The sequence below is a fragment of the Caulobacter sp. GW821-FHT09A05 genome, from assembly GCF_059418465.1.
Genome location: NZ_JBWKPX010000004.1, coordinates 311,835 through 324,391, shown reverse-complemented (window position 1 = coordinate 324,391; position 12,557 = coordinate 311,835). Strand labels below are relative to the sequence as shown.

At 69.9% G+C, this 12,557-nt stretch carries 7 protein-coding genes; 1 reads left to right on the top strand and 6 read right to left on the bottom strand.

Features of this window, described 5'->3' with window-relative positions; translation table 11 throughout:
* Positions 1-423: 423 nt before the first annotated feature.
* From AC07NX_RS06040 to AC07NX_RS06015, 6 genes are all read right to left on the bottom strand, one after another.
* The gene (locus AC07NX_RS06040) at positions 424-2,019 is read right to left on the bottom strand and encodes an ABC transporter ATP-binding protein (protein WP_494640018.1); all 1,596 of its coding nucleotides are present in this window, start codon (positions 2,017-2,019) and stop codon (positions 424-426) included.
* Position 2,020: 1 nt separating this feature from the next.
* Complete coding sequence (locus tag AC07NX_RS06035) at positions 2,021-2,839, bottom strand: ABC transporter permease (RefSeq protein ID WP_494640016.1); 819 nt, start codon at positions 2,837-2,839, stop codon at positions 2,021-2,023.
* A complete protein-coding gene (locus AC07NX_RS06030) occupies positions 2,836-5,394 on the bottom strand; it encodes an ABC transporter substrate-binding protein (protein WP_494640014.1) in 2,559 nt (852 codons plus the stop codon). Before AC07NX_RS06030 ends, AC07NX_RS06035 begins: the two co-directional genes overlap by 4 nt.
* On the bottom strand, positions 5,391-6,764 hold the full coding sequence (locus AC07NX_RS06025) for a tetratricopeptide repeat protein (protein ID WP_494640012.1): 1,374 nt from the start codon (positions 6,762-6,764) through the stop codon (positions 5,391-5,393). The genes AC07NX_RS06030 and AC07NX_RS06025 overlap by 4 nt, the downstream gene beginning before the upstream one ends.
* Before the next feature lie 54 nt (positions 6,765-6,818).
* Positions 6,819-7,784: an alpha/beta fold hydrolase gene (locus AC07NX_RS06020; protein ID WP_494640010.1), complete on the bottom strand. Its 966-nt coding sequence runs from the start codon at positions 7,782-7,784 to the stop codon at positions 6,819-6,821.
* Positions 7,785-7,873: 89 nt separating this feature from the next.
* Entirely contained in the window at positions 7,874-10,060 is a 2,187-nt protein-coding gene (locus AC07NX_RS06015) for a TonB-dependent receptor (protein WP_494640008.1), read from the bottom strand.
* A gap of 415 nt (positions 10,061-10,475) precedes the next feature.
* Between AC07NX_RS06015 and AC07NX_RS06010 the strand changes: the two genes are divergently transcribed.
* A complete protein-coding gene (locus AC07NX_RS06010; protein ID WP_494640006.1) occupies positions 10,476-12,470 on the top strand; it encodes a TonB-dependent receptor in 1,995 nt (664 codons plus the stop codon).
* Positions 12,471-12,557 lie beyond the last annotated feature (87 nt).

Here is a 12,557-nt window from a genome sequence, read left to right as displayed (position 1 = left end):
CCAGGCGGCCCCGCTCGGTTCCATCCCCATCGCCTGCTTGGGCCGGTACCAAGAGCCCTCCCCCGCGATGGAGACAGGGTCCATTGTGCGGGCGGTTTGAGGACTGGCGCGTTGGTGACGCTGCTTTTTCTTTAGGGTGTTGAACGAGTTGAGGTTCGCAGCGCCGGCGACGGGGATGCGGCCTGCTGGATCCCCGTCAAAGCCGCTCGTCCCGCGATCAAAACTTCAATCCATCCAGCCCCATCCGACGGGGCGGAGCGGCGATCCGACAAGCGAACATTCCGAACGTCTCAGAAGGGCGGGTGTCGGACCTTTGAAGCGCCCGCTGATCAGGGCCGTGCTCGCGCCAAGACCCTCTCTCTTTGAGAGAGGGATACTGAAGGTCCGCAACGGGTCGAAATTCGCCAGGAACCCCGATCCGCTCTAGGCCCTGGCGGCCAAGGCCCTTTCCAGGTCCGGTGTCGCGGCGATCAGCTGCGCCGTATACGGATGCTTCGGACGGGCGAAGACCTCGGCTGTCGGCCCCTCCTCGACGATCCGGCCCGCCCTCATCACCAGCACGCGGTCCGTCAGGCCGCGCACCACCCCCATGTCGTGCGAGACGAACAGGTAGGCCAGGCCCAGGTCGTCCGAGAGCCTGGCCAGCAGGTCCAGCACCTCGGCCCGCACGGTGACGTCCAGCGCCGAGACGGCCTCGTCGAGGGCGATCACCGACGGCCTGGCGATCAAGGCGCGCGCGATGGCGATCCGCTGGCGCTGTCCGCCCGAGAACTGGTGCGGATGGCGGTCGGCCGCTTCGGGCGGCAAGCCGACCTGGGCCAAGACCTTTTCGACCATGGCCCGGCGTTCGACCGGCCTTGGCCTGGCGTCGAGCAGGTGCAGGGGCTCGGCGACCAGCCGCTCCACGGTCCAGCGCGGGTCGAAACTGCCGTGCGGGTCCTGGAACACCACCTGGACGTGGCGGCGCAGGGCGCGCGGGGCGGCGGGCGAGAACCGTCGGCCAACCAGCTCGACCTCGCCGCCTTGCGGCGCCTCCAGGGCCAGCAGCGTTCGCAGCAGGGTCGACTTGCCGCAGCCGGACTCGCCGACCAGGCCGACGATCTCGCCCGGCCGGATCGCCAGGCTGACCTCGGACACCGCGCGGAAGGCGGGGCCGGCGCGCAGCAGGCGGCGCGGGCCGGGATAGTCCCGAACCACGGCCTTGGCTTCCAGCACCGGCGGGGCCGCGAGGTCGGGACCTCCGCGCCGGACCACAACGCGCGCGGCGTCGGCGGCCAGGGCGCGGCTATAGGGATGGACGAGGTTGGCGAACAGGGCGGTGGTCTCGTCCTGTTCGACGATCGCCCCGTCCTTCATGACCGCCACGCGATCGGCGATCTCGGCGACCACCGCCAGGTCGTGGCTGACCAGCATCAGGGCGGCGCCATCCTCGCGCACCAGGGTCCGCAGCAGGTCCAGGACCTGGGCCTGGGTGGTGACGTCGAGGGCGGTGGTCGGCTCGTCGGCGATGATCAGCCGGGGCGACAGGACGATGGCGATGGCGATGGCCACGCGCTGGCGCTGGCCGCCCGACAGCTCGTGCGGGTAGCGGTTCAGCGCGAAGCGGTCGGCGGGCAGGCCCACGCGGTCCAGCGCCCCGCGCGCCGCCGCCAGGGCCTGGGCCCGCGAGCCGCCCTTGTGCAGGCGCACGACCTCGGCCACCTGGTCGCCGATGGTCATCACCGGATTGAGGGCGGTCATCGGCTCCTGGAAGACCATGCCGATCCGCGCGCCGCGCATGCGACAAAGCTCGGTCTCGGAAAGGCCGCTGATGTCCTGGCCCTCGAAACGGACCGCGCCCGAGGTTTTCGCCCCGCGCGGCAGCAGGCCCAGGATGGCCAGGGCGGTCATCGACTTGCCCGAGCCGGACTCGCCGACCACCCCCAGCACCTGACTGGGCTCCAGCGCCAGGGAGACGTCCCGCAGGATCGGCCGGTCGCCGATGGTCACGTTCAGCGTCTCGATCGCCAGCAGGGGCATGTCAGCGCTCCCCGTCCAGGCGCGGATCGAGCCGGTCGCGCAGGCCGTCGCCCAGCAGGTTCAGGCCCAGGACGGTGACGACGATGGCCAGGCCCGGGACGATGGCCTGCAGGGGCGAGAGGCTGATCAGGGTCTGGGCGTCGGCCAGCATCTTGCCCCAGCTGGCGTCCGGCGGCTGGACGCCCAGACCGACATAGGACAGGCCCGCCTCGGCGATGATCCCCAGCGAGAACTGCAGGGTCGCCTGGACGATCAGCAGGCTCAGCAAGCCCGGTAGGACGTGCTCCCAGGAAATCCGCGCCCGGCCCTTGCCCGCCGTGCGCGCGGCCAGCATGTAGTCGCGGGTCCAGAGGTCGAGCGCGGCGCCTCGCGTCAGGCGGGCGAAGACCGGGATGTTGAAGACGCCGATGGCGATCACCGCGTTGATCGCGCCGGGCCCCCGCACGGCGGTCAGCAGGATGGCCAGGATCAGCGAGGGGAAGGCGAAAACCACGTCGTTGGCGCGCATCACCAGCTCGTCGGTCCAGCCGCGGCGGGCCGCCGCCTGCAGGCCCAGCGGCACGCCGACGCCCGCGCCCAGCAGCACCGCCACCAGGGAGACGGCCAGGGCGCTGCGCGCGCCCGTCAGGATCATCGACAGCACGTCACGACCGAAATGGTCGGTCCCCAGCCAATGGGCGGCCGAGGGGCCTTGCAGGCGGTGGGCGATGTCGAAGGCCGCGACATCGTAGGGCGTCCAGGCCAGCGAGCCCAGGGCGGCCAGGACGAAGAGCGCCGTGATCGCGGCGCCGAGGATCAGGCTCACGGAGCGGGAGTTCATGACCGGCTCCTCCCGCGCAGCCGGGGATCGACCAGCACATAGGCCGCGTCGACCAGGAAGGTGGTGGCGGTCACGGCGAAGATCAGCAGCATGACCACGCCCTGCACGACGATCAGGTCGCGCTGGGTGATGGCCTGCAGCACCAGCCTTCCCAGGCCCGGCAGGAAGAAGACGTTCTCGATGATCACGCCGCCGGCCAGCAGGAACGGGAACTGCAGGCCAAGGATGGTCAGGAGCGGGATCAGGGCGTTGGGCAGGCCGTGGCGCCAGAGGGCCTGGCTGGGCGACAGGCCCTTGGCCCGGGCCGTGCGCATGTAGTCCTCGGCCAGGGTGTCGATCAGGGCCGAGCGGGCGACGCGGGCGATGATCGCCGCCTGGGGCACGGCGAGCGCCAGGGCGGGCAGGGTCAGGGCCTTGAGCGCCGGCCAGAATCCGGCCTCCCAGCCCGGGAAGCCGCCGGCCGAGAACCAGCGCAGGCCCATCGAGAAGGCCATCACCAGCAGGACGCCGAACCAGAAGTTGGGAATGGCCACGCCGATCTGCGTCAGGCCCATCACCGTCGCGTCGGCCACGCCGCCGCGCCTGGCCGCCGCCAGCGCCCCGATCGGCGCGCCGATCAGCACCGACAGCGCCATGGCCGCCATCGCCAGGGGCAGGGAGACGGCCAGGCGTTCGGCCACCAGGCCCGCCACCGGCGTCTGGTAGGTATAGCTGACGCCCAGGTCGCCGCGCAGCAGGCCCCATAGCCAGGCGAGGTAGCGCTGCGGCGCCGGTCCCTCCAGGCCCATCTGGTGGCGCAGGTTGGCCACGGCCTCGGGATTGGCGTTCAGGCCCAGCATGTAGGCGGCCGGGTCGCCAGGCACGACCTGGATGATGGCGAACACCACCAGGCTGGCGGCCAGCAGGGTCAGGGCCATGATCAGGGCGCGCCCGCCCAGATAGGCGGCGCCGAAGCGGACCAGCAGGGCGATCAGGCCCGCCGCGAGGGCCAGGCCGGCCAGGACGCCGAGGGCCGCGCCGGCCCCGCTGGCCGTGGTGATCGCGGCCTCGCCCGCCGCGCCGCCGGGCGCATCGAAATGGGCGGCGTGCAGATCCACCGTCAGGGTCGGCGAATTGACCCAGAAGTCTTTCAGTCTCGCGTCGAAAACGCCCAGGCGCGGAAACTGGAACAGGAAGCCGTTGACCGCGTCGTCGGCGATCTTGCGCTGGATCCGCTGCAGGATGACGGTGCGCTGGCCCTCGTCGGTCGTGGCCTTCAACGCCGTCATCAGGCCGTGGAAGTCGGCGTCGCCATAGCCGAAATAGTAGTCGGGCCGGTCGTAGATGTCGTAGTCCATCGGCTCGGCGTGGCTGACCACGGTCAGGTCGAAGGCGTGGCGGCCGAAGACCTGGTCCAGCCACTGGGCCCATTCCAGGTTCTCGATCCTGACCTTGATCCCCACCGCCGCCAGCTGCGAGGCGACGATCTCGCCGCTGCGGCGGGCGTAGTTGGGCGGCGGCAGCTTCAGGCTCAGGGAAAAGCCGTCGGGATGGCCCGCCTGCGCCAGCAGCGCCTTGGCCTTGGCGACATCGTGCGGATAGAGGCCGGTCAGGTCGACGTAGGCGGCGTTCTGCGGCGGGAAGTGGCTGCCGATCGGAACGCCATAGCCGTACATCGCCCCGTCGATGATCGCCCGTCGGTCCAGGGCGTGCTGGATGGCCCGCCGCACGCGGACGTCGGCCAGCGGACCCTTGCGGTTGTTGATCGCCAGGATCACCTCGCCCTCGCTGGAGGCTGAGATCACCCTCAGTGAGGGATCGGTGCGAAGCTGGGCCAGGTTCTCGGGCGCGGGATAGTCGGGGAAGGCGTCGACCTCGTGGGTCCTGATCGCCGCGAAGGCCGCGGCCGGATCGGCGATGAACTTGAAGACCACCTGGCGCAGCCTGGCGGGGCGGCCCCAGTAGGCGTCGTTGCGCGTCAGGGTCACCGCGTCGCCGCGCCGCCAGCCGGCGAACCTGAACGGGCCCGTCCCGACGGGCGCGGTCGCCAGGGTCGCGGCCGAGCGGGGCGAGACCATCACCGCGTCGCCCAAGGCCAGGACGGCGAGCAGGTTGCTGTCGGCCCGCGCCAGATGCAGCTTGACGGTGCGGGGGTCGATGACCTCGACCCGGCGGATGACGCTCAGCGCCTGCTTCTGGACGTTGGTGGACGCCGGCGCGATGGCCCGCTCGAGGCTGAACTTGACGACATCCGCGTCGAAAGGGACGCCGTCCTGGAAGCGCACGCCGTCGCGCAGGCGGAAGGTGTAGGTCAGGCCGTCGGGAGCGATTTCCCAGTACGTCGCCAGCAGGGGCTTGATCGCGCCGTCGCGGTCCAGCCGGACCAGGCCCTCGAAGACATTGGCGTAGACCACCTCGTCGATGGCCACCGCCGCGCCCGAGGTCGGGTCGAGATTGGGCGGCTCCAGTTGCAGGGCCAGGGTCAGGCTGTCCTTGGCCAGCGCGGGATGCGGCGCGCCCAGCAGGACGAGCATGCAGGCGGCCAGGATCGCGCCCAGGATCTTCGCGGGTTTCACGCCAGGGCCGCCAGTCTGCGCTCGACCCGGGCTCGGGCCTTGGCCGCCTCGGCCGGCAGATCCAGCCGGTCGTAGACCTCGGCCAGCATGCGATTCAGCGGCACGCCGTCGGGATCGAAGCCTCGCCGCAGTTCCAGCGCCTGCTGGGCCTCGGACAGGCGACCCGAGCGGATCGCGGCGTCCAGGGCGATCTGTTCGAAGAGGTCGCGCTGGGCATGGCTGCCGCCGACCTCGATCATCCGGGGCAGGGCGATACGCAGGCCCTGGACGGCGGCTTCGAAGTCGCCGCGGGCGTGGGCGACCAGGCCTTCGGCGGCGGGCAGGGCGGCGTCGCGCCAGGCCGCGCGGGCGAAGTCGGGCGCCTGCCTCGCCTTGTGGCGCACGGCCGCCAGCAGGCTATCGGCCTCGTCTCGGCCGGCCCGGGCCAGGCCATAGAGATACTGCAGGGTCAGGAACGGCTGGACGACGTCGTCGCCGCGCCGGGCCAGGTGGTCGGCGACGTCGTTCCAACGCCCGCCGACATCGACGCCGGCCCATTCCAGGCGGGCCAGCAGCGAGACCGCGCCGACCTGGTCCTGGGAATAGTCCTTCTCTTGGGTCCAGCAATGCTGGTCGTAGGCGTCGAGCGCCCGGTCGAACCGACCCTGGCTGAGATAGAACAGCGCCAGGTGCCACCAGAGATGCGTGTCCATGAACGAGTTCAGGCCCGTCCAGGTGTCGCGCGCGCCTTCCAGGAACCGGGCGCCTTCGTCGATGCGTCCCTGGGTGAGCATGACGTGGGCCAGGGCGTGCTGGGCCCAGGGCTCCTTGGGCCGCAGGCTCAGGGCGCGACGAGCGGCGGCCTCGGCCTCGTCCAGCAGATGGCACTGCTCGTAGGCGAAGGCCGCCATGCCGTGCCAGTGGGCGACGTCGGCGTTGGCGGCGCCGACGCTGGCGGCCGCGCGCAGCATGGCGGGAAAGTCGCCGCGATTGAAGTCGTGGTACTGGCGCAGCTTGAGGATCAGCAGGTCGCGCGGCCAGGCGGCCAGGATCGCGTCCGCCATGGCCAGGGCGCGGGGGATGTCGTCGTCGAACCAGGCGAGCAGGAAGTCGACCGCGGCCTGCTCGCGCGGATGGGCGGCGGACCGCGCGGCGAGGGCCTTGCCGACATAGGGCGCGGCCCGACCCGGGCCTTCGGGCGATTCCAGCAACAACCACAGCACGCCGGCATAGACGTTGAGCAGGGCGCTGGCGGGATCGGCGTCGGCCGCCGACAAGACGTTCGCCGCCCGGGTCTCGTAGGCCAGGAAGCCATCGACGAAATCGTTCACCGCCGCCAGCGAGGCGTCGGTCGAGACGGTGACGGGATTGCCCAGGTAGTCGACGCGCATGGGGTTACTCTAATCGGCGAAGGCGGACGCGCCAGCCGGGCGCGCCCTTTTGCGCTACGGGGCCGGATGGGCGGCCAGGAAGGCGGCGACGTCGTCGGCCGAACGCTGGGGAATCTCCACCTGCGGCAAGTGGCCGACCTTGGGATAGATGATCAGCTTGGCGCCCGGGATGGCGTCGGCGAACTTGCGGCCGGCCGAGACCTCGATGATCGGGTCGATCTCGCCGTGCAGGACCAGGGTCGGGACCTTGATCGTCGCGAGGGTCTCCTTGGTGGCCTGGCCGTGCTTGCCGGGTTGGATCGACATCAGGATGGCGCGGTGGCCGGGCGCGCGCTGCAGTTCGGCCCAGCGGTCGATGAAGGCGTCGGTGATCACGGCGGGATCCCCGACCTGGCCGCGCAGGCCCGAGCGGATCAGCGGCTTGTTGTCGATCGACCGCAGGAAGGCGCGGCCCCATGCGTACTTGAGCAACTTGAAGGCCAGCGGGGGCTTCTTCAGGGTTTCGGCGGGCCAGCCGGCGGCGTCGGCCAGCACCAGGGCGTCCACGCGGTCCGGATAGCGCGCGGCCGTTTGCCAGGCCACGCCGCCGCCCATCGAATTGCCGGCGATGGCGAACCGCGGCAGCGCCAGCTTGGCGGCCAGGGCGTCGATCAGGTCGGCGTAGCCGTCGCTGGTGGCGACATAGCCGGCCGGGGCGCGGGTCAGGCCGTGGCCAGGCAGGTCGACGGTGATGATCCGGTAGCGGTCCGAGAGGCGCGCGACCCATCCCTCCCAGGAAAAGTGCGAGTCGCCGAAGCCGTGGACCAGCATCAGCACGGGCCCGTCGGCCTTGCCTTCGTCCTTGTAGTGCAGGCGCACCCCGCCGGGCAGGTCGGCATAGTGCGAGGCCGCGGTGGCGTACTTGGCTTCGAGCGTCTCGTAGGGAATGTCGGGGCCGCGCAACAGCAGCCAGCCGACGAGGCCGACCACCACGACGAGGGCCGCCAGGCCGCCCAGGATCAGCAACAGGGTCTTGATCATCACGAAGATCCCAAAAAGGCGGCTCGTACTTGAGCATCGACGCCTCGGACCGCCAAGCAGGGGCCCGAGGCGAGGGAAGGGTGGAAGGGTTAGAAAGCGTAACTGGCGCGCACGCCATAGGTGGCCGGACGGCCGGCGGCGCCGATCTTGGCCGAGGTGAGGAAGTAGTTGCGGGTGACGTCGTACTTCTCGTTGAAGATGTTGCGGCCCCACAGGCCCAGGCTCCAGGGCCCTTCCTTCGGCTGGATCGTCAGGTTGGCGTTGGCCAGCCAGTAGGAGGCCACGGTGTATTCCGCGCCCAGGAACGACGGAGCCTTGTCGCGATAGGCGTAGTCGGTGGCCGCCTGCACGTCGAAGTTCCCGACGGCCCAGGTGTAGCTGACCGCGCCGCCATAGCTGATGCGCGGGAAGTCCAGGGCCACGCCTGACTTGTCGATCGTCTGGCCGGTCCAGAGGCCAGTGACCGGATCCCTGACCACCGAGCTGGCGTCGACGTCGTCGAAGGTCTTGTAGGAGCCCTTCTTGTAGCTGGCGGTCTGGGTGATCTGCAGGCCGTGGAACGGAGTCCACTGCAGTTCCAGCTCGCCGCCGTAGATCTCGGACTTCGGCGCGTTGGTGATCCGGCCGATGGCGCCGTTCGTCGGGTTGATGACCACGCCCAGCACCTGCTGGTTACGGTAGTCGTAGTAGAACACCGAGCCGTTCAGGCGCAGGTTCCGCGCCAGGTCGCCCTTGAAGCCGGCCTCGTACGCCCAGGCCACTTCGGGCTTGAAGGCGTTGATCTGGTCGGACTGGGGCGAGTTGTAGACGGTGAAGCCACCCGACTTCACGCCCCGGCTGACATTGGCGTAGAGCAGGACGTTGTCGTCGGCCTGGAACTCGACGCCGGCCTTGCCCGACAGTTCGTTCAGCGAGGTGTGGCGATCGCCGTTGTTGAACAGCGGCGCCCCGCCGATCTTGGTGGCGAAGTTCTCCAGGTCGCGCTCCTCGTGCTCGTAGCGCAGTCCCAGGATCGCTTTCAGCCGCGGGGTGAGGGCGTATTCAGCCTGGCCGAAGCCGCTGATCGACTCGACCTTCTGGCGGTAGGAGGTGTGGGTTATGAAGCCCAGGCTCTGGCTAAAGTCGGTCAGGAAGGTCTCGTCCAGGGTCTGGTGGCTGTAGTAGCCGCCGGCCACCCAGCTCAGCGGGCCGGCGCCCTTGGAGGCCAGCCGCACCTCCTGCGAATGGACGTCGACGTCGCTGCCCCAGAAGGTGTCGGACTCCGAGGTCGGTCTGGCGTCCCAGTCGTTCAGCTCGCGGCGTTCTAGGTTCTCGTAGCTGCTGATGCTGGTCAGCTTGGCGAAGCCCAGGTCGATATTGGCGGTGATCGAGCCGCCGCCGGAGGTGTTGTCCCGCTGAGGCCTGGCGTCCGGCGACACGCCAGCCAGGGCCGCGAAGGTCGAGGAGACGCCCCAGCCGGTGGCGTTGTAGCGGGTGTCGCCGACCTGGCCGGGAACGTCGAGCAGGTAGAGGCCCTGGCCGTCGGACTTGTCTCGGCCGTAGTGGGCGTTCAGCAGCACGTCGACCTTGTCGGTCGGGGACCAGTCCAACTGGCCGCGGACGGCGCTGCGGTCGGCGTCGCCGAGCTTTTCGCCGGTGACCCGGTTGCGTTGCCACGCGCCGCCCTGTTCGGTCACCGCGGACAGGCGGCCCTTCAGGGTCTGGCTGATCGGTCCAGACACGAAGCCCTCGACCTTGGCGCTGTCGAACCGGCCGTATTCGGCGGCAAGGCCGGCCGACAGGCGGTCGGTGGGACGCCGGGTGATGAAGTTGATCGCGCCGCCGGTGGTGTTGCGGCCGTACAGCGTGCCTTGCGGGCCACGCAGCACTTCCACCCGGTCAAGGTCGTAGAGCACGCCCTGGGTGGCGGCCGGCACGGGGTAGGCGACCTCGTCGACATAGATGCCGACGGTCGGGGTGTTGTTGGTGGCGTAGTCGTCGAAGCCGACGCCGCGCAGGCGGAACTGCGGCTGGCCGCCGCCGAAGGCCGGCACGACCTCGAGGCTGGGCGTCTGGTACTGCAGCTGGTTGACGTTGGTCACGCCCCGTGCCGCCAGCTGCTCACCGGAGATCACCGACAGGGCGATGCCGACGTCCTGGGCCGATTGCTCGCGACGCTGGGCGGTGACGACCACCTGCTCCAGTTCGGTGTCGCCGGCGGCCTGGGCGTAGGCCCCCGTCACGAACGCCGCGCCCAAGGCGCCCGCCGCGGTTCCGATGAGAAGACGCTTGATCACTGAACTATCCCCTGTGTCGGCGGGTGACGCCACGGCGAAACGCCGGTTTCGATGGCGCAACACCTATCTAGTTAGTAGGGATTGAAAACCGAGTTTTTCTGTCCTTAGCGCCAAGCTTCTCTATCGGCGTGGAGGGCTGGCGGGGTTGGGGTCGCGCCGTCGCCCTGCCGCCGCCGCTGATCGCGGCGGCGAGCCATGTCGGGGAACGATCGACAAGCTCGGCGGGGCTCTGGCGCGGGATCGTCTGATCCGGTCCGGAGCGCGGGCCGGAACCTGTCGCCCTGGGCGATCAGCGACCTGCCGAGCGGCGCCCAAAGCGCGACGAACCCGCCCGGTGTCCAGCTTTGGAAAAATAGCTTGGCCAATGTTATGATATAACATAGATGACGCTCGGGGCCTTATTTGCGAGGATGAGATGCGACTGCGTACGATGTTGCTGACGGCGGCCGGGGCCGGCGTTCTGTTGGCCTGCGCCAGCCAGGCCGGCGCCCAGGACCTGGGCCATTCGGTGTCCGAGGTGGTGATCACCGCCTCACCCCTGGCCGGCGATCCCGACCGTTTCGCGACCATCGTCGAGCAGGTGAGCCGCGATCAGGTGCTGAGCAATGGCGGGGCCAGCCTGGCCGACGCCCTGCGCAACGTGCCGGGCGTCGCCGGGACCGGTTTCGCGGCCGGCGCCAGCCGTCCGGTGATCCGTGGCATGGACGCCCAGCGCGTGAAGCTGGCCGAGAACGGCCTCTCCAGTTCGGACGTCTCGGACGTCGGTCCTGACCACGGCGTGCCGATCGACCCGCTGGCCGCGCAGCAGATCGAGGTCGTGCGCGGCGCGGCCACCCTGCGCTACGGCAGCCAGGCGATCGGCGGCGTCGTCAACGTCATCAACAACCGCATTCCCCTCAAGCCGATCGACGGGATCGAGGGCGAGGCCACGACGGCCTATTCCACGGGCGCGGCGACCGGCGAGGGCACGGTCAGCCTCGACGCGGGGCAGGGGCCGTTCGCGGTCCACCTGGACGGCTTCGGCCGGCGGGCCAGTGACTACAAGACGCCCGATGGCGTCCAGCCGAACTCGTTCTTCCGCGGCAACGGCTATTCCGGGGGCGCTTCGTACTTCTTCGGTGACGACAGCCGCGTCGGCGCCAGCGGCACGCACTACGAGGCCCGCTACGGCATTCCGTCCGACGACACCTTCATCCGCATGAAGCAGGACAAGGGCGCGTTCGGCGGGTCGTTCAAGTTTGGCGACGGAGTCCTGCAGCGGGTGAACGTCGACGCCGGCTATGCCGATTACACCCACAGCGAGATCGACCCGGAAGGCAACCAGGTGCTGTCCACCTTCAACAACAAGGAGTGGGACGGACGGGTTGAGGCGCTGTTCGGCGCGACGGGCCCGCTCTCGGCCTCGGCGCTCGGCGTCCAGTTCCAGGATCGCAAGTTCAGCGCCCTCGGCGAAGGGGCCGACTATCTGCTGCCCACCCACACCCAGAGCGCGGCGGCCTTCGCGTTCGTGGAGGCGCCGGTCGGCGCCCTGCAGTTCCAGGGCGCGGCGCGGGTCGAGCACGTCAAGATCGACGGCACGCCGGCCACGGGGATCGAGACCAGCCGCGACTATACGCCGTTCAGCGTCTCGGCGGGCTTCACCTACGACGCCTCCGACGCCCTGCGCCTGGGCCTGACGGCCGCCTCGGCGGCGCGCGCGCCGGCCCAGACGGAACTCTTCGCCCGCGGCCCGCACGACGGACCGGCGACGTTCGAGACCGGCGATCCGGACCTGAAGATCGAACGCGCCAACTCCCTGGAGGCCACCGCGCGCTACAAGCTCGGCTTGGAAGGCCGCATCGAGGCTTCGGTCTGGGGCGCGCATTTCGACAACTACATCTACGGCGCTCTGACGGGGCGCATGTGCGACGAGGACGGGGTCTGCGAGGCGGGCGGAACCGGCGAACTCAAGGAGCTCAACTACGGCCAGCGCGACGCCAACTTCTGGGGCGTGGAGGCCAAGGCCTTCTTCCCGCTGACCTCGGTGGCGGGCGGCAAGCTGTCGGGCCAGGTGCTAGGCGACTATGTCCGAGCCAAGTTCACGGGCGGCGGCGGCGACGTGCCGCGGATCCAGCCGGGCCGCTTCGGCGGCGGTCTCGACTGGGCCAACGACTCGATCGACGCCAGCTTCCTGGTGCTGGCCGTGTCGGCGCAGGACCATGTCGGCGTGGCCGACCTGGCGACCGACGGCTACACCTCCGTCGACGCCCAGGTTCGGTGGAAGCCGTTCAAGGCCAAGCCCGGGATCGAACTGCTGCTGGTGGGCCACAACCTCGCCGACGAGACGATCCGTAACGCCACCGCCCTGAACAAGGACTCCGTGGTCATGCCCGGTCGCGACGTGCGCCTGGTGCTCAGCGCCAAGTTCTGACGCGGCGCCACGCTTCTCCCCGGGCGAGCATCGTCAACGGATCGGCTTGCTCGCCTGGACGCCTCCCAATCCGCGCCGAACGATGTG